This window comes from Kribbella sp. NPDC050241 (assembly GCF_044459685.1).
Lineage (GTDB): Bacteria > Actinomycetota > Actinomycetes > Propionibacteriales > Kribbellaceae > Kribbella.
In genome coordinates this window covers 390,644-408,711 of record NZ_JBITJE010000001.1, presented here as the reverse complement: position 1 = coordinate 408,711, position 18,068 = coordinate 390,644, and the positions used below count along the sequence as shown (strand labels likewise).

The 18,068-nt window shown below is 68.5% G+C and carries 16 protein-coding genes and 1 pseudogene; 2 read left to right on the top strand and 15 right to left on the bottom strand.

Going from position 1 to position 18,068, the window contains the following annotated elements:
• Window positions 1-36: 36 nt before the first annotated feature.
• From ACIBG5_RS01840 to ACIBG5_RS01825, 4 genes are read right to left on the bottom strand one after another with little or no spacing between them, the layout of a single operon-like run.
• Window positions 37-642, bottom strand: a complete 606-nt coding sequence (locus tag ACIBG5_RS01840; protein ID WP_396389533.1) for a Type 1 glutamine amidotransferase-like domain-containing protein — start codon at window positions 640-642, stop codon at window positions 37-39.
• Window positions 639-1,547, bottom strand: coding sequence for an RluA family pseudouridine synthase (locus tag ACIBG5_RS01835; RefSeq protein WP_360449597.1), 909 nt, complete (start codon window positions 1,545-1,547; stop codon window positions 639-641). The genes ACIBG5_RS01840 and ACIBG5_RS01835 overlap by 4 nt, the downstream gene beginning before the upstream one ends.
• Before the next feature lie 17 nt (window positions 1,548-1,564).
• Window positions 1,565-2,197: a signal peptidase II gene (gene lspA, locus ACIBG5_RS01830; RefSeq protein WP_396389532.1), complete on the bottom strand. Its 633-nt coding sequence runs from the start codon at window positions 2,195-2,197 to the stop codon at window positions 1,565-1,567.
• Window positions 2,170-2,856 (bottom strand): TraR/DksA family transcriptional regulator, encoded by a 687-nt coding sequence (locus ACIBG5_RS01825; RefSeq protein WP_396389531.1) that lies wholly within the window; start codon window positions 2,854-2,856, stop codon window positions 2,170-2,172. Before ACIBG5_RS01825 ends, lspA begins: the two co-directional genes overlap by 28 nt.
• A gap of 648 nt (window positions 2,857-3,504) precedes the next feature.
• On the opposite strand from ACIBG5_RS01825, the gene ileS reads away from it, so the two are divergent.
• Entirely contained in the window at window positions 3,505-6,648 is a 3,144-nt protein-coding gene (gene ileS / locus ACIBG5_RS01820) for an isoleucine--tRNA ligase (RefSeq protein WP_396389530.1), read from the top strand.
• 622 nt (window positions 6,649-7,270) lie between these two features.
• Here ileS and ACIBG5_RS01815 read toward each other — a convergent pair.
• Window positions 7,271-7,747: a MarR family winged helix-turn-helix transcriptional regulator gene (locus tag ACIBG5_RS01815; RefSeq protein WP_396389528.1), complete on the bottom strand. Its 477-nt coding sequence runs from the start codon at window positions 7,745-7,747 to the stop codon at window positions 7,271-7,273.
• A 46-nt stretch (window positions 7,748-7,793) separates the two neighbouring features.
• Between ACIBG5_RS01815 and ACIBG5_RS01810 the strand changes: the two genes are divergently transcribed.
• Window positions 7,794-8,249 (top strand): pyridoxamine 5'-phosphate oxidase family protein, encoded by a 456-nt coding sequence (locus ACIBG5_RS01810; RefSeq protein ID WP_396389527.1) that lies wholly within the window; start codon window positions 7,794-7,796, stop codon window positions 8,247-8,249.
• A 93-nt stretch (window positions 8,250-8,342) separates the two neighbouring features.
• Here ACIBG5_RS01810 and ACIBG5_RS01805 read toward each other — a convergent pair whose 3' ends face one another.
• From ACIBG5_RS01805 to ftsW, 10 genes and pseudogenes are all read right to left on the bottom strand, one after another.
• A complete protein-coding gene (locus ACIBG5_RS01805) occupies window positions 8,343-9,104 on the bottom strand; it encodes a DivIVA domain-containing protein (RefSeq protein ID WP_131351431.1) in 762 nt (253 codons plus the stop codon).
• A gap of 246 nt (window positions 9,105-9,350) precedes the next feature.
• Window positions 9,351-9,656, bottom strand: coding sequence for a YggT family protein (locus tag ACIBG5_RS01800; protein WP_360449460.1), 306 nt, complete (start codon window positions 9,654-9,656; stop codon window positions 9,351-9,353).
• A 38-nt stretch (window positions 9,657-9,694) separates the two neighbouring features.
• Complete coding sequence (locus ACIBG5_RS01795) at window positions 9,695-10,261, bottom strand: cell division protein SepF (RefSeq protein WP_396389525.1); 567 nt, start codon at window positions 10,259-10,261, stop codon at window positions 9,695-9,697.
• A gap of 70 nt (window positions 10,262-10,331) precedes the next feature.
• The gene (locus ACIBG5_RS01790; protein WP_396389524.1) at window positions 10,332-11,045 is read right to left on the bottom strand and encodes a YggS family pyridoxal phosphate-dependent enzyme; all 714 of its coding nucleotides are present in this window, start codon (window positions 11,043-11,045) and stop codon (window positions 10,332-10,334) included.
• The gene (pgeF, locus tag ACIBG5_RS01785; RefSeq protein ID WP_396389523.1) at window positions 11,042-11,773 is read right to left on the bottom strand and encodes a peptidoglycan editing factor PgeF; all 732 of its coding nucleotides are present in this window, start codon (window positions 11,771-11,773) and stop codon (window positions 11,042-11,044) included. Before pgeF ends, ACIBG5_RS01790 begins: the two co-directional genes overlap by 4 nt.
• A gap of 555 nt (window positions 11,774-12,328) precedes the next feature.
• Window positions 12,329-13,337: pseudogene (ftsZ, locus tag ACIBG5_RS01780) on the bottom strand (cell division protein FtsZ); the annotation flags it as partial.
• Window positions 13,338-13,497: 160 nt separating this feature from the next.
• A complete protein-coding gene (locus ACIBG5_RS01775) occupies window positions 13,498-14,238 on the bottom strand; it encodes a cell division protein FtsQ/DivIB (protein WP_396389522.1) in 741 nt (246 codons plus the stop codon).
• 18 nt (window positions 14,239-14,256) lie between these two features.
• Entirely contained in the window at window positions 14,257-15,717 is a 1,461-nt protein-coding gene (gene murC / locus ACIBG5_RS01770) for a UDP-N-acetylmuramate--L-alanine ligase (protein WP_396389521.1), read from the bottom strand.
• Entirely contained in the window at window positions 15,714-16,802 is a 1,089-nt protein-coding gene (gene murG, locus ACIBG5_RS01765; protein ID WP_396389520.1) for an undecaprenyldiphospho-muramoylpentapeptide beta-N-acetylglucosaminyltransferase, read from the bottom strand. Before murG ends, murC begins: the two co-directional genes overlap by 4 nt.
• A 27-nt stretch (window positions 16,803-16,829) precedes the next feature.
• The gene (gene ftsW, locus ACIBG5_RS01760; protein WP_360449478.1) at window positions 16,830-18,068 is read right to left on the bottom strand and encodes a putative lipid II flippase FtsW; all 1,239 of its coding nucleotides are present in this window, start codon (window positions 18,066-18,068) and stop codon (window positions 16,830-16,832) included.

Below are 18,068 nucleotides of genomic sequence, written 5' to 3'. Positions count from 1 at the left end.
AAGTCGCCCGATATCCGGTCGTGGACCAGACCAGGTTCACACCAGTTCGCTGTGGTCGCCGGTCACGACCAGGGCTTGGCCGTCGTGCATGGGGAGGTAGGGGACTTTGGTGCGGTCGTAGAGGGCGGCGACTTGCTCCAGGAACTCCATTTCCGGGTGGCCGGGGGAGTTCAGGTGCGGGACGATTGCGTGGTCGAGGACGCCGAGACCGTCGCAGATCACCTCGCCCTCGACCGCGTCGACGTCGTCGCACAGTTCGAGCCCGCGCAGGCTGGGTGCGAGGACGCACGGCCCCGCGCTGTACCCGGCGTACACCAGGTGGTCGGAGCGGATCAGATCGGGGAGGATCCGGTCGGCGCCGGAGCGCGCCATCGCCTCGCGGAGTACGAAGACGTTCCCCCCGCGGACCCAGACTCCGTCGTACGTCGAGAAGTCGGCGGTCTCCCGGAGATCGAGCTCCTCGGGACGCAGACCCAGTTCGGTCAGCCAGGTGATCTCGGCCGCCACCTTCTCCTTGCGTTCGCCAGGCTCCTCGAAGTCGATCGAGTTGCAGATGACGGCGACCCGGCCGCTCGGTGGCAGGAGTGCCACCAGGCGCTCGGGATGGTCGCCCAGGCGGAAGGAGGACAGGTACAGCCTCACTGCGAGTCCACGAGCAGATCCAGCGCGTGGTCGAGGTCGTCCGGGTACTCCGAGGTGAACTCGACGTACTCGCCGGTGCCGGGGTGGTTGAAGCCGAGGCGCATGGCATGCAGCCACTGCCGGGTCAGCTGGAGCCGCTCGGCGAGCACCGGGTCGGCGCCGTACGTCAGGTCGCCGCAGCACGGATGGCCGATGGCGGACATGTGGACGCGGATCTGGTGGGTGCGGCCTGTCTCGAGGGTGATCTCGAGCAGGGTCGCGTACCGGAACGCCTCGAGCGTCTCGTAGTGGGTGACGCTCGGCTTGCCGCCCGCGACGACGCCGAACTTGTAGTCGTGGTGCGGGTGCCGGTCGATCGGCGCGTCCACTGTCCCGGTGAACGGGTCCGGGTGGCCCTGGACCAGCGCGTGGTAGATCTTCTTGACCGTGCGCTCCTTGAAGGCGCGCTTGAGCACGGTGTACGCGTACTCGGTCTTGGCGACGACCATCAACCCGGAAGTACCGACATCGAGCCGGTGCACGATGCCCTTGCGCTCGGCGGCGCCGCTGGTGGAGATCGTGAAGCCGGCTCCGGCCAGGTGGCCGATCACGGTCGGGCCGGTCCAGCCGGGCGACGGGTGCGCGGCGACTCCGACCGGTTTGTCGACCACGATGATCTCGTCGTCGTCGTACACGATCCGGAGGTTGTCCACGGTCTCGGGTACGACGGTCACCGCGGCGGGCGGAGCCGGTAGCTCGACGTCCAGCAGTACGCCGGCCGCCACCCGGGACGACTTGGGAGCCGGGGCACCGTCGACCTGGACCAGGCCGGACTCGATCAGCTCGGCGGCCTTGGTCCGGGACACGCCGAACAGGCGGGACAGAGCCGCGTCCAGGCGCTCGCCGGCCAGCCCGTCCGGCACCATCACGGTCCGGGAGTCACTCACTTCCGGTGGTCTTTCGTACCGTCCAGGCGGACGCCGCGCAGGGTCTGGAGGACCAGCAGGCAGGCGGCCGTGGTGACCGCCATGTCGGCGACGTTGAAGATCGCCCAGTGCGGGGTCTGCAGGAAGTCGATGACGTGGCCGTGGAACGGCGACGGCTCACGGAAGACCCGATCCATGATGTTGCCGACCGCACCGCCGAACAGCAGCCCGAACGCGATCGCCCAGCCCACCGACCCCAGTCGCCGGGACAGATAAATGACCCCGGCCGCGACGGTGATCTGGACGACGCTGATGTACGGCGTATACCCGGCGCCGAGACTGAATGCGGCCCCCGAGTTCCGGATCAGGTTGAACTTCAGCAGGCTCCCGATCACGTTCACCGGCTCACCCGGCGTCAGATGCTGGAGCGCCAGAGCCTTCGTCAACTGATCCAGCCCGAGGATGACCAGCCCGACGACGGCGAAGATGACGGTCCACTTCCAGGACTTCTTCGGCGGCGGCGTGGCCGGGTCCGGAGACGACGGAGAACCGGCCGACTCGTGGTCGGCCGGTTCCGGCGTCGGTTCAGCGTCGTCCCCCGCCTGACGGGACGAGGTGTGGTTCAGCGGCGTTCTTCGCGTTCTTTGCATGACACGCACAGTGTCGCACGCGGAAACGCCTGCAACCGACCCTTGCCGATCGGGTTGCCACAGCTCTCACAGACGCCGTAGGTGCCGTTCTCGATCCGGGCCAGCGCCCGCTCGATCTGGTCCAGCATGTCCCGGGCGTTGTTGGCCAGCGACATCTCGTGGTCGCGCTCCAGCGTGGTGGAGCCGACGTCGGCCTGGTCGTTACCGGCTCCGTCACCGCCGTCGCGGAGCAGGCCCACGATCTCCTGCTCGGCGTCGCGGATCTCCTCCCGCAGGTGCACCACGTCGGCCTCCAGCTCGCCGCGCAGTTCGGCCAGCTCGGCCGACGTCCACGGGGTCTCCCCGGATTTCACCGCGAGGGTCTCAGCCTTGCGTGCTGCGGACTTCGCCGGCGCCGTTGCCGGGGCCCTGTTCTCGTTCGTCTTCATGGCCACCCTCTTCGTCGGAGCTTTCTTGGCAGGGGTCTTCGCAGCTGTCTTCTTCGCCGCGGCCGAACTTGTGGATTTCTTCGCCGCGGAAGTCTTCTTGGCCGGTGAGGTCTTCGCCGGCGCCTTCTTGCGGGCCGTGGTCTTGGCCTGCTCGGTCGTCTTCTTCGCGGCGCTCTTCTTGGCCGCGGCGGTGCGTTGGGGGGCGGTCTTCTTGGGAGCCGATGTAGCCATGGTCAGCTACCCCCTGCCTTCGTCGGAGACTGAAGCGGACTGGTCGCAAGACATTAGGCCACGTGTTCACCACGTGCCAGTCCGACGCGCAGACCGTGGACATACGGTAGTCGGTTCTTCAAGGCCACTCGATGTTCCGCGCGTCACAGTCGCATCTGCGACTGTCTCACCACCCGAGTCTGTTTCGTTCCGAACGAGCATCAGTTCGGACCCAACTGGAATTCAGCCGAGCATCTGTTCGATGCCCCGGCCGGATGTCGCTCTCCTCCCCCTTTGACGTCCTACCGCAGACCGAGGTCCGGAAGCACCCGAGCCCGCGGGAGAATTCTCATCCCTGAATCCTCCCCTGACCACTACTTTTTACTGCCCCACCCCGCCGGCCCCGGTCACTTAACGATTCGTAGTTGCCTGGTACTACGCCGTACACTGACAACCGCGATCCGCAAAGGCAGTGATGGGGCCATCACCCCGGAGCCGCCGGAAGAACGGTCCGCAAGGACCTATTAGAACCGGCCGCGGCGCGGGAAGGAAGTGGGTAGCTCCACCGGGAGTTACCAAGGAGGGTGGTACCGCGCGGTATCCGGCGACCAAAAGCCTGGTACTTCGTCCCTCGTCAGCAGGTCACTGGCGACGAAGGACGACGAAACGATGGCGGCAGACACCCCGTGGCGGCAGGTCCCGGCACAAGTTGACTTTCCCGCGCTCGAGCGCGAGGTGCTCACCCGGTGGGACGAGCACGATCCCTTCGCCAAGAGCCTCGAGCAGTCCGCGGGCGGACAGCCGTGGACGTTCTTCGAAGGCCCGCCGACGGCGAACGGCATGCCCGGCACCCACCACATCGAGGCCCGCGTCTTCAAGGACGTGTTCCCGCGCTACCGGACCATGAAGGGCTTCTGGGTCGAGCGCAAGGCCGGCTGGGACTGCCACGGCCTGCCGGTCGAGGTCGCGGTGGAGAAGGAACTCGGTTTCACCGGCAAGAACGACATCGAGGCGTACGGCATCGCCGAGTTCAACGCCAAGTGCCGTGAGTCGGTCCTGCGGCACGTGGACGCCTTCGAGGTGATGACCCGGCGGATGGGTTACTGGGTCGACCTCGAGAACCCGTACCGGACCATGGACGCGCCGTACGTGCAGTCGGTCTGGTGGTCGCTGAAGCAGATCCACGACAAGGGCCTGCTGGTCGAGGACTACCGCATCACGCCGTACTGCCCGCGCTGCGGCACCGGTCTGTCCGACCACGAGCTCGCCCAGGGCTACGAGACTGTCGTCGACCCGTCGGTCTACGTCCGCTTCCCGCTCACCTCCGGACCCCTGGCCGGCCAAGCGTCGCTGCTGGTCTGGACGACGACACCTTGGACGCTCGTTTCAAACACTGCTGTCGCAGTTCATCCCGATGTCGAGTACGTCGTCGCGACCGACGGCACCGAGTCGCTCGTCGTGGCGGAGCCGCTGCTGGACCGGCTTGGTGAGGGCTGGACGGTGACCGGCGGGTACGGCGGTCGTGAGATGGAGCGTTGGACCTACCAGCGACCGTTCGAGCTGGTCGAGTTCCCCGAGCCGGCGCACTACGTCGTACTCGCCCAGTACGTCACCACTGAGGACGGCACCGGTCTGGTGCACCAGTCCCCCGCGTTCGGCGCGGACGACCTCGCGGTCAGCCGCGCGTACGACCTGCCGGTCGTGAACCCCGTCGACAGCAACGGCCACTTCGCCGCCGACGTGCCGCTGGTCGGCGGGCAGTTCTTCAAGAAGGCCGACGAGACCCTGGTCAAGGACCTCCAGGACCGCGGCCTGCTCTACAAGCACGTGCCGTACGAGCACCCGTACCCGCACTGCTGGCGCTGCCACACCCCGGTCATGTACTACGCCCTCCCCTCCTGGTACATCCGCACCACCCAGGTGAAGGACGCGCTGCTCCGGGAGAACGAGAAGACCAACTGGTACCCGGACTCGGTCAAGTGGGGCCGGTACGGCGACTGGCTGCGCAACAACATCGACTGGGCCGTGTCCCGGACCCGCTACTGGGGTACGCCGCTGCCGATCTGGCGGTGCGCGGACGACCACCAGGTCTGCGTCGGGTCGCTGGCCGAGCTCAGTGAGCTGGCCGGCCGCGACGTGAGCGAGACCGACCCGCACCGGCCGTACGTCGACGACATCACCTTCGCCTGCCCGACCTGCGGCGCGGAGTCCCGCCGGGTGCCCGAGGTGATCGACGCCTGGTACGACTCGGGCTCGATGCCGTTCGCGCAGTGGGGCTACCCCTGGGTCGAGGGCTCGAAGGAGAAGTTCGAGCAGACCTACCCGGCCAACTTCATCTCCGAGGGGATCGACCAGACTCGCGGCTGGTTCTACACGCTGATGGCGATCGGCACGCTGGTCTTCGACGAGTCGCCGTACCGCGATGTCGTCTGCCTCGGCCTGATCATGGCCGAGGACGGCCGGAAGATGTCCAAGCACCTGGGCAACATCCTGGAGCCGATGAGGCTGATGGACGACCACGGCGCCGACGCCGTGCGGTGGTTCATGACCGCGTCCGGCTCACCGTGGAAGGCCCGCGGCCTCGGGCCGAACGTGCTGAACGAGATCGTCCGGAAGGTGCTGCTCACCTACTGGAACACGGTCGCCTTCCACGCTCTGTACGCGCGGCTGGCCGACTGGTCGCCCACGGACGCGCCACCGGTCGCCGAGCGATCGGTGCTGGACCGCTGGCTGGTCGGCGAGACGCACCGGCTGGTCCGCGACGCCGACGAGGCGTACGCCGTCTACGACACGCAGAAGCTGGGCACGGCGATCGGCGGCTTCGTCGACGTGCTTTCGAACTGGTACGTCAGGCGTTCGCGCCGCCGGTTCTGGGCCGGTGACCGGGGCGCGCTGGCGACGCTGCACGAGACGCTCGAGACGCTGACCCGGGTGATGGCGCCGCTGACGCCGTTCGTCACCGAGTGGGTCTGGCAGGACGTGTTCCGCCCGGTCACGCCCGGTCTCCCGGAGTCGGTGCACCTGACGACGTTCCCGGCGTACGACGAGAACCTCATCGACGATGCACTCGCACAGCATGTGTCGATGGCACGTCGCGTGGTCGAGCTCGGCCGCTCGGCGCGGGCCGAAGCGAAGGTGCGCACGCGCCAGCCGTTGTCCCGGGCATTGGTCGGATCGGCGGCGATCGCTGACCTGTCGCCGCAGTTGCTGCGCGAGATCGCCGACGAGCTCAATGTCGGTTCGGTCGAACCGCTCTCCTCAGCCGGCGCGGACCTGGTCGAGTTCTCCGCGAAGGGCAACTTCCGCGAGCTCGGCAAGCGGTTCGCCAAGCAGACCCCGGTGGTCGCCGCCGCGATCGCCGCGGCCGACGCCGCCGCCCTCGCCGCCGCACTGAAGGAGTCGGGTACGGCGACTGTCGTCGTGGACGGCGAGAACGTCGAGGTCGGCGAGTCCGAGGTGCTGCTGTCGGAGCGGCCGCGCGAAGGCTGGTCCGTGGTGAACGAGCAGGGCGAAACCGTTGCCCTCGACCTCGAGGTCACGCCGGAGCTCAAGCAGGCCGGCCTGGCCCGCGAGGTCATCCGGACCCTGCAGGAAGCCCGGAAGAACGCCGGCCTCGAGGTCTCGGACCGGATCAAGGTCTGGCTCACCTCGACCGACACCGACCTGACCGATGCCCTCGGCAAGCACAGCGACGAGATCGCCCGCGAGGTCCTGGCAGTCGAGCTCGCGCACTCGGCCCCGACCGAGACGCCGGACGTTGCCACCGGCACCGAAGACGACCTGCACCTCACCTACTGGCTAGCCAAAGCCTGACCCCCTCCCACCTCACTCCACCCATCCCACCTCACCCCACCTCACTCCACGCATCCCACCCCGCCCGCGTGCCCGCCCGCCCGCCCGTCCGTCCATGCCCTTTGGTGGGCTGACCCACCGGATGGGGGGTTGGCCATCGGCAGGCGGCTGGCCAACCCTCCATCTCGTGGGTCAGCCCATCAGACGGGGGCGGGCGCGCGGGTCCGCGGGTCTGCATGCGGGCGGGAGGGCGGGTGCACGGGTGGGCACGCCGGCGAGTGGGTCGACCCACCGGATTGAGGGTTGGCCATCGGCAGGCGGCTGGTAAACCCACCGCCTCGTGGGTCAACCCACCAGACGGGGGCGGACGGGCGGGCGCGCTGTCTGCATGCGGGCGGGCGGGAGGGCGGGTGCACGGGCGGGCACGCCGGCGAGTGGGTCGACCCACCGGATTGAGGGTTGGCCATCGGCAGGCGGCTGGCAAACCCACCGTCTCGTGGGTCAGCCCACCAGACGGGGCGGACGCGCGGGTCTGCATGCGGCCGGGCGGGTGGGTCTGCATGCGGCCGGGCGGGTGGGTCTGCACGCGGGCGGGCGGGCGAGTGGGTCTGCACGCGGGTGGGAGGGCACGCGGGCCGGTGGGTTAGCGGGGTGGGCGGACGGTGCGGGCTCGGAGGGATGGGGTGGCGCCGAGGTGGTTGATGGTGTCGACGAGCACCAACCGGGCTGCTTCGATGCGCTCGGTGCCGAGGGCTCGGCGGAGTTCTGCATCCAGGGCCGCCCGATGACGCCGGGCCGCGGCGATCACGGACTGTCCCCGCTGGGTGAGTACGACGTTCCGCGCGCGAGCGTCGGCGGGATCCGGCTCGCGGGTCAGGTAGCCCCGCCGCTCCAGGTCCACCACTGACTTGGACGCGGCCTGCTGGGTGACGCCGAGACGCTCGGCCAGTGTGCTGATCGTCACCGGGCCGCCGATCAGATGCTGGAAGATCACCCCGTCGGCGAATCGGGTGTCCTCGAAACCGTCCGCCACCAGCCGGCGCTGGAGCTCGTCGGCCAGCGCCCAGCCGGCGAACAGCGAGGCGAGTGAGAGGTCCGCACCGGCCGGATCGAAGTCCATGCCGCGAACTATACAACCGTGGTTGTGCATCGGCTAACCTACAACCATGGTTGTGCAAAAGGAGTTTCTGGATCGGGCGCACCGGATCGTGTGGTGCACCGTCGCGACCGTCGGTCCGGATCACCGGCCGCGGACCCGCATCCTCCATCCGCTGTGGGAACTGGCGGATGAGCTGACCGGGTGGATCGTCACGCGGGCGACGCCGGTGAAGGTGCGACACCTTGCCTACAGCCCGTACTTGAGTTGCAGCTACTGGGAGCCCGGTCATCAAGTGGCTGTCGCGGACTGCCGCGCGGAGTGGATCGCCGATGTCGCGACCCGGCAACGAGTCTGGGAGCTGTACCGGGGCGAGCCGGCACCGCTCGGCTACGACTTCTGGAGTGTGTTCCCCGACGGCCCGGCCGGGGAATCGCCCTCCCTGCTACGGCTGACGCCGTACCGGCTGCGGCTCACCGACGTCGAGACGCTCAGTGGCCGGAAGGATCCGCTCGCCTGGCCCTGACACCCTGTCACCGCAACGGGACGGTGTGTCAGAAGTGGCCAGACATGCCGAAGAGGCGGTGCCGCCGGAAAGCACCGCCTCTTCTCGAGGTTTTTAGACGCCGTGACCGTGAGCCTGGGCGCGAGCCTCCGGGCGGAAGCCGTTGCGCGGGCTGAGCGTGTCGTCGCCGTTCCCGAGCGCCTTGAGCTGCTCGGTGAAGTACGTCTTCAGCCGGCTGCGGTACTCGCGCTCGTAGGCGTGCAGGTCGTCGATCGTGCGCTCGAGCTGACCCTTCTGCTTCTCCAGCGTGCCGAGCATCTGGGCCCGGCGCTCGGCGATCTCGCCGTCCAGCTTCTCGGCGCGGGCACGGGCCTCGCCGGTCATCCGGTCGGCCTTGCCACGCGCCTCGTTCTCCAGCCGCTCGGCCTTGGCGCGGGCCTCGCCGATGATCTTGTCGGCGGTGTCCTTCGCCTCCTGGACCAGGTCGTCGGAGTGCTTGGTCGCCATTTCCAGCAGCCGCACGGCGGAGCTGGACGCGTCCCCGACAGTGCCTGCTGCCGCAGCAGCCCCCGCGGCCGCTACAGCGGGCACCACGGGTGGCTTCTCCTCCGGCTTCTCGACGACGACCGGGGGCTTGGGCTGCTGCACGACAGGCGGCAGCGCAGCGGTCTGGTCGACGACCGGCCGCTCCTGTCCCGCGCCCGCGCGCTGAGCCGCCGCGAGCTTGGCCCGCAGCTCCTCGTTCTCGGCGAGAAGTCGCTCGAGCTCGGCCTCCACCTCGTCGAGGAAGGAGTCGACCTCTGTGACGTCGTAGCCCTCCCGTAGTCGGACGGGCGTGAACTGCTTCGAGCGGACGTCATCCGGCGTCAGCGGCATCTTTCACCTCGTTTGTCTGTGTCTTGGCGGAGTCCCCGTGGCCTTCACCTCGGCGACTCAGTAGATCACGTTATCGCTTCGTTGTGTTCTGACGGAATCCGGGCGGGCGATAACGCTCCACTGCCCCCGCGGAGAGTCTCGACAACTCAGCCGTTCGTCGAGACTCTACCTACCCAGTCCCCGATGTCCTCACCCTCCGACCCGGCAGAACCTCCGCCGGTTCTCTGTCCGCCCCGATCCGCTGGGTCACAGCGATCCGAGCGCGGTCGAGTTGATCGACATCGCCACGGAGACGATCACGAACAGCATCAGCATGGACAGGTCGATCCGGATCCCGCCGGCCCCGATCGGGGGCAGGATCCGCCGAAGCGGGCGCAGGAACGGATCGGTGACCGAGTAGATCAGTTCGAAGAACAGCAGCAGTGGGCCTTTCGGGTGCCACTGCGGCGCGAACATGACGATCAGACTGAGTACGAACCGCGCCACCAGCACCAGGAAGAAGGCGAGCAGCACCCAGTACAGAACACTGAGGACGAGCGTTAGAGCAACCATGTCGTCAATGAGTGTAGAAGACCGGCGAAGGGTTCGGGTCAGCTCTGGTTGTAGAACCCGTCCGCGGCGATCTTCTCCTTCTCCTCGGCGGCCACCGTCACGTTCGGCGGGCAGACCAGGAACACCTTGGTGGTGATCCGCTCGATCGAACCACGGCAGCAGAAGATCAGCCCGGCGGCGAAATCGACCAGCCGCTTGGCATCCGCGTGGTCCATCTCGGTCAAGTTCATGATGACGGGCGTGCCGTCGCGGAAGTGCTCACCGATGACTCGCGCCTCGTTGTAACTGCGCGGGTGCACGGTGGTGATGCGGGCCAACTCGGTAACCTCCGGGGACGGTGCGACACCACGTCGATCTGGAAACTTGCTCACCGTTGCGCCCTGCTCCTCGCGACCCGAGTGAGATTGCGACTCGGTGCGGGATTCACGGGCCTCGCGGCTCTCCCGGCCGGCGGGCACCGGCTCGGGCTCGTGGGACTCCCCGTCGACGGCTGCGTCGTCGTACTCTTCGTAGTCGTCGTACTCGTCGTCGTAGCGAGCGTTGTAGCGCTCCCCGTCCTCGACCAAGCCGAGGTACACACCCATCTTGCGCAGTGCGCCGCTCATGGCCCTCCAGCCCCTCGATCCCGGTTCGACGACAACGGTGAGCAGGAAACAAACCTGCTCGATGTCGACACTAACCGAGTGGAGGACGCGTACCGAGTAAGGCGCGCCCGAGCCGGACGTGTGTCGCGCCGCGCCTGATCGCGGCCTCCAGATCACCGGTCATCCCGGCCGAGATCCAGTCTGCGCCGGGGTGTTCGGAGCGTAGCCGGGACGCTACTTCTTGCAGCCCGGCGAAGGCAACGTCGGGGTCCGACCCCAATGGAGCTACCGCCATCACGCCACCGAGCTCCAGCCGGTCCGCGGCCGCGACCTCCGCGGCCAGTTCCAGTACGGCGTCCGGCTCGACTCCACCCCGTTCGGCGCCGGTCGCTGCCTCACTCGATCCGTACGACGCCAAGCTCACCTGGAGCAGGCAGCGAAGGGTCTTCTCCTCGGCGACAGCGGCCTTCGACAGCGCGGCCACGAGTGACGAGCGGTCCACGGAGTGCACGATCGACGCGTTCCGGGCCACCGAGCGGGCCTTCTTCGACTGCAGTTGCCCGACGAAGTGCCAGGTCAGATCCGGGCAGTCCGGCGCCTTCGCCTTGAGCTCCTGCTCGCGGTTCTCCCCCACGTCCCGGACCCCGAGGGCCGCCAGCGCCCGTACGTCGCTGATTGGGAAGGTTTTGGTGATCGCGACGAGGGTGACCTCGTCCGGAGATCTCCCGGCCGCCTGACAGGCCTTCTCGATCCGTTCCCGGACCTGCTGCAGATTGCTCCGCAGTTCGTCAGCACGTGTGCTCATTCCGCGGCCAGCTTGACCAGACCGGCCAGGCGTCCGCTGACCTTGCCTTCACGCCGGTACGAGTACAGGTTCTCCGACTCGATCGTGCATGCGGTCGCGTCGATGACCTCGACCCCGAGTTCGGCCAGCTGCGACTTCACTCCAGCGGCCACGTCGATGGCCGGCGTACCCCACGTGGTCTCGGAGTACGACGCCGGCACCCGCTCCGCGATCTCGGCCCGCATCTCCGCGGGCACCTCGTAACACTTCCCACATGCATGCGGCCCGAGTACGGCGGTGATGTTCCGGGCACCGAGATCACGCATCGCCTCGACGGTGGCCGGTACGACGCCGACGTACATCCCCGGGCGTCCGGAGTGGGCGGCGCCGATCACGCGTCGCTCGGAATCGGCCAGCAGGACCGGGAGACAGTCAGCGGCGCGGACAGCCAGCACCACATCGGATCTGGTCGTGACTATCGCATCCGCGGTGGGTGTCGGGTCGGCCGGCAACTCGTCCCCCGGCCGGACAACATGAACGTCACGCCCGTGGACCTGGCTGACCCGGACCACAGCCTCCGGCTCGACGCCGAAGGTCGCCGCGATGCGGCGGAAGTTCTCCGCGATCAGGTCTGGATCCTCCCCCGACCCGCCGAGGTTCAGTTCGCCGTACGGCGCTGTGCTCACACCGCCGAAGCGGTCGGTGACGGCGAAGCGGGCAGCGGAGTGAACCTCGTCGTAGCTGAACACGAACAAAGGCTACCGGCCCGGACGCTCCTTACTTGAGGAAGTCCGGGATGTCGAGGTCCTCTTCCGGCTCCGGCTTGCGGACCGGGCGTGCCGGCGCGGGCTGCGAGGAGGTGGAACCGGACGTCGAACCGCCGGCCGGCGAGTTGCTCGGACCGTTGGTCGGCCACGAGTGCGGCGAGGTCGGAGTGGCCGGCGTGTGCGGCGCGGACTGCGACGGCACGGTACGGACCGGGTCACCGCCCTGCGGGCGCGCCGAGTTGGTCGTGCCTGCTCCCGGACGGCCCTCGGTCGGGGCCGGCACAGGGACGGTGTCGTCGGTCGGAGCCGGCGGAGTCGTGGCCTGGCCCGCCGGGGTGCCCGGGGCCGGCTGAGCCGGACCGCCGTTCTGCCCCGCGGTGCCCTGACCCGAGGCCGGCTGACCGGATGCGGACTGGCCTGCGCCAGGCTGACCTTCCGGCGGCTGACCCGGCTGCCCGGTCGCAGGCTGACCGGACTGCTGACCGCTTTGTGCCGGCGGGTTCGTCGTCCCGGACATCGGGGCCGAGTACGACGCATCGGTCGCCGGGCGCGTGGTCTGTGGGCGGGCCGAGTTCATCGCCTGCTCACGGCGCTTCGGCATCCCGCCGTCGAACCCGGCCGCGATCACGGTGACCCGGACCTCGTCGCCGAGCGCGTCGTCGATGACCGCGCCGAAGATGATGTTCGCGTCCGAATGCGCGGACTCCGAGACCAGTTGGGCCGCCTCGTTGATCTCGAACAGGCCCAGGTCGGAGCCGCCGGCGATCGACAGCAGTACGCCGTGGGCACCCTCGATACTTGCCTCGAGCAACGGCGAGGAGATGGCCGCCTCGGCCGCCGCGACCGCGCGGTCCTCGCCGCGGGACGAGCCGATGCCCATCAGTGCGGACCCGGCGTTCGACATGACCGCCTTGACGTCGGCGAAGTCCACGTTGATCAGGCCGGGTGTGGTGATCAGGTCGGTGATGCCGGAAACACCCTGCAGTAGCACCTGGTCGGCCTGCTTGAACGCGTCCAGCACGGACACGGCGCGGTCGGAGATCGTCAGCAGCCGGTCGTTCGGGATGACGATCAGCGTGTCGACCTCTTCGCGCAAGGCGGCGATACCGTCCTCCGCCTGGGTCGCACGGCGCTTTCCCTCGAACGAGAACGGCCGGGTCACCACACCGATCGTCAGCGCACCGAGCGAGCGCGCGATGCGGGACACCACCGGCGCGCCACCGGTGCCGGTGCCGCCGCCCTCGCCCGCGGTGACGAAGACCATGTCGGCGCCCTTCAGCGCCTCCTCGATCTCCTCCGCGTGGTCCTCGGCGGCCTTCTGCCCGATCGCCGGGTTCGCGCCGGCGCCGAGGCCCCGGGTCTCCTCCCGGCCGATGTCGAGTTTGACGTCCGCGTCGCTCATCAGCAACGCCTGCGCGTCGGTGTTGATGGCGATGAACTCAACGCCCTTCAGACCGTGCTCGATCATCCGGTTGACGGCGTTCACGCCGCCTCCGCCGATGCCGACGACCTTGATGAGTGCCAGGTAGTTCTGCGGTGCCGCCACGTCCGCGCCTCTCGCCTCGTTCGTTTCCCGTTGTCCAGCGAAAAGACTGAACCTCAACTGAATGCTTAGACTTATGTCAACTTTAGATTACGACGCACGGTACGGGACGCTTCCAGCCAAAGTCCACGCGCCTCGCCGCACACTCCCGTGATGTGATCCCTCACCGCTTTTCCCCTTTGGTGACAGGGAGATCGGGTGCCGAGACGTCGTACACCTTCGCCTTGCGCTTCATCAGTACGCTGAGTACTTCCGCCTTGCGCTCGCTGTCATCGGAGCTGCCCCAGACGACCTTCACCCCGGAGCCGAGGTTGAGGGTGATCGAGTCCGGCGACTCCGCCGAGATCGACCCGACCTGGGCCCGCAACGTGTCCGGCAGCGCCGCCGAAACCGTCACCAGCGAACGGATCGTGACGTCGCGCCGGGAGCCGGTCACCTTGGCCTCCGGCAGCCCGGCCGGCCGGTCCGGAACGGTCTTGAACGTCGTACCGGTCGCGTCGACCAACTCGAACCGCGACCCGTCGGTGACGACCACCACCGGGACCCGTTCCGTGACGACGATCACGACCTTGTTCGGCCACGCGCGGGTCACCTGCGCGTCCGCCACCGCCGGAATGGTCCGGACCCGGTCGGCGATCGAGCGCAGATCGACCTTCGCCAGCGGCGTCCCGACCGGTGCCTCGGCGACGTTCTGAATCGTTGCCACCGGCACCGTGTCCGCACCGCTCACCCGGACGCCGTCGACTGCGAAGGCGGACGAGTAGTAGAACAACCAGACGATCACACCGGCCACGACGACCAGTGCGCCGCCGATGGCCCACGGCAGCCAACTCCGCCACCGCACGAGCCGTTGCCGGCGCGCGAACCGCTGCTGTGCCCGAGCCAGATCAGCGCTCTGGCTCATTCAACAAACCCCACGCAATTACTCCACCACAGGGGCAAGGGCTTCCGCGGCAGACTCGCGGGCGGCGGCGCGTTCGGCCAGCAGACCAACGACCTCCGGCCCGATCAGGGTCACGTCACCGGCGCCCAGGGTCACCACCAGGTCGCCGGGCTCGGCCAGGTCGGCGACCAGCTGAGGTACGGCGGACCAGGACGGCTCGAAGCGGACCTGGTCCGGCTTCAACGGAACGTGGTTCGCGATCAGGGCGCCGGTGACACCGGGCTCCGGGTCCTCGCGGGCGGCGAACACGTCCATCACGACGACCTCGTCGGCCAGCGCGAGCGCCTCCGAGAACTCGGTGGCGAAGATCCTGGTCCGGCTGAACAGGTGCGGTTGGAAGCACGCGACCACGCGGCCCTCCCCCGCGACCTGCCGGGCCGCGGTCAGGTCGACGGCCAGCTCGGTCGGGTGGTGAGCGTACGAGTCGAACACCCGTACGCCGTCCTCGAGACCCTTGAACTCGAACCGCCGCCCGGTGCCGGTGAACGACGCCAGCCCCTCGGCGAGGTCGGCCGCGGAGAACCCCAGGCCCAGGCCGACCGTCAGCGCGGCCGACGCGTTCAGCGCGTTGTGCTTGCCCGCCTGCTGCAACTGCACCATCGGAAGCTTGCGGCCGCGGTACACCGGCACGAACGACTGCGTCGCCCCGGTCGCCGTGATCTCGGTGACGCGCAGGTCCGCGTCCTCCGACTCGCCGTACGTGCGGACGTCGATCCCCTGGTCCTGCGCGTACGCCGCCAGCCGGCGCGCACCCGCGTCGTCGTGGCAGATCACCATGAAGCCGCCGGCCAGCACGCGACCGCAGAACTCCTCGAAGGCCTTCCGGTAGCTGGCCTCGTCACCGTAGTTGTCCAGGTGGTCCGGCTCGACCGACGTGACGATCGACACCTCGGGCGTGTACGTCAGGAACGACTTGTCCGACTCGTCCGCCTCGGCGACGAACAGGTCACCGCTGCCGTCGTGGGCGTTCGAGCCCGACTCGTTCAGGTTGCCGCCGATCGCGTACGACGGATCCGCCCCGCAGTGCTGCAACGCGACGGTCAGCATCGAGGTCGTGGTCGTCTTTCCGTGCGTGCCGGCGATCGCCAGCGTCCGGCGGCCGACCATCACCGAGGCGAGCGCGGCGGCCCGCGGCAGGATCGGGATTCCGGCGGCCCGTGCCGCGACCACCTCGGGGTTGGTCTCGCGGATCGCGGTCGACACCACCACGGTGTCCACGGCCGCGACGTGTTCGGCGGCGTGGCCGACCCAGCAGGTGGCGCCGAGCGCGCGCAGCGCGGCCAGCACCTTGCTGTCCTTGGCGTCGGAGCCGGACACCTCGATGCCGCGGGACGCCATGATCCGGGCGATCCCGGACATGCCGGCGCCGCCGATACCGACGAAGTGCACCCTGCCCAGCTTCTCCGCGGGCAGCGTTGTGTGAGGAGCGGTGACGATCACGAAGCAGACCCCACCACATCCAGGATGATCCGCGCCAATCGCTCGTCGGCATCCGTACGGATCACGCCGGTCGCTGCTGTGGACATGGCTGTCAGACGCTCGCGGTCGTGCAGAAGTTGCGGCACGTTGGCCCGGACCCAGTCCGTCGTCATCTCCGCGTTGTCGATCAGCACACCTCCACCCACGTCCACCACCGGCTTCGCGTTCAATCGCTGCTCACCGTTACCGATCGGCAGCGGAACGTAGATCGCGGGCAGGCCGACACCGGACACCTCGGTGACCGTGTTCGCACCCGAGCGGCCGACGACCAGGTCAGCCGCGGCGTACGCGAGGTCCATCCGGTCGACGTAGTTCAGCACGACGTACGGGTAGCGACCGGTCTGCGGGACCTCGAGGGCGTTCTTCGGGCCGATCGCGTGCAGCACCTGGATCCCGGCGGCCTGCAGGTCCGCGGCGGCGCCGGAGACGGCCTGGTTGATCTGCTGCGCGCCCTGCGAGCCACCGGTCACGAACAGCGTCGGCGCGTCCGGGTCCAGTCCGAAGAACTGACGAGCCTCGGCGCGCAGCGCGGCCCGGTCCAGCGTGGAGATCGCTCGCCGGATCGGCAGGCCGACGTACTCCGCGTGCGGAAGATCCGTACCCGGGAAGGATGTCTTCACGTGCTGCGTGCAGTAGCGGGCGGCGAACTTGTTCGCGATCCCGGGCATCGCGTTGCCCTCGTGGACGACGATCGGCGTCTTCCGCCGCCACGCCGCGACGTACGCGGGTGTGGAGACGTAGCCGCCGAAACCGACCAGGACGTCGGCCTTCGCCTCGTCCAGCACCCTGCGGGCCGCGCCGACCGAGGCGAACATCTTCCCGGGGACGGCGAGCAGGGCGGGCGTGGGCTTGCGCGGCAGCGGCACCGGCGGGATCAACTCGAGCCGGTAACCGGCCTCGGGAATCACGCGGGTCTCCAGGCCACGCTCGGTACCGAGGGCGAGGATCTCGACCGTCGGGTCGATGCGGCGCAGTGCGTCGGCGGTGGCGATCAGGGGTGAGGTGTGGCCGGCGGATCCTCCACCGGCCAGGACGATGCTGGGCACAGCTTTCAACGCTCCCGCGTGTTCTCGTTAGGGCGTACGCCGCGAAGGCAGCCATCCGAACCGCGACCGCCTGGTCTCCTTCAAGGCGGCCTGCGCGCCGGGTTCGGCCTTCGCGAAGGACAGCAGCATGCCGATCGCGATCAGCGTCGGCAGCAGTGCGGAACCACCGTACGACAAAAGCGGGAGCGGAATCCCCACGATGGGTAGCAGTCCGATCACGGCACCCAGGTTGACCAGGGTCTGCGCCATGATCCAGACCGTGATCCCGGCCGCCGCATAGCGGACGAACGGCTGGGTGTTCCGGGTCGCGATCCGCACCCCGGCATAGGCCAGGGTGAGGAACAGGGCGAGCACGGTGAGCGACCCGAACAGGCCGAGTTCCTCTCCGATCACGGAGAAGATGAAGTCGGTGTGCGCCTCCGGCAGGTTGCCCCACTTCTGCCGGCTGTTGCCGATCCCGACACCCCACCAGCCGCCGGTCGAGAGCGCGTAGAACGAGTGGTACGCCTGCCAGCCGACGCCGGACGGGTCGGTGAACGGATCCAGGAACGACGAGACGCGGTCCATCCGGTGCTTCGCTGTGATGACGAAGTACGACGCGATCGTGCCGACCACGGTGATGGTGGCGATGAACAACCGCGTCGGCGCGCCGACCACCCAGATCATGCCGATCATCACGGCCATCAGCACCAGCGCCGTACCGAGGTCGTGCTGTCCGACGACCAGGGCGATCACCAGACCGCAGACCGGCACCATCGGGACCAGCAGATGCTTCCACTGGGTGAGCAACTTCTCCTTGCGCGCGTACAGGTCCGCGCACCACATCACCAGCGCCAGCTTGGCGAACTCACTCGGCTGGATCTGCAGGGGTCCACCGAGGTTCAGCCAGTTCGTGTTGCCCTTCACCCCGACACCGAGGCCGGGCACGTAGGTCAGCACCAGGAGGAACACCGAACCGAGCAGAGCGACGTACGCGAGCATGCGGAAGTGCCGAGGTGTCATCCGGGACGCGACGTACGCCATCGGCAGGCCGACGCCGACCCAGATCAACTGGCGGACGAAGATCGTGTAGCTGTTCCCGTTCGCACGCAGCGACAGGACGCTGGACGCCGACAGGACCATCAGCAGCCCGAGCACCAGCAGCAGGCCGGTCGCACCGAGCAGGATGTGGTACGACGTCAGGGGCCGGTCGAGCACCTCGCGGATGGCGGCAATCCACGGCCGCTCGTCCTGCGCTTTCTTGGGCTGATCCGCGATCGACGTCAC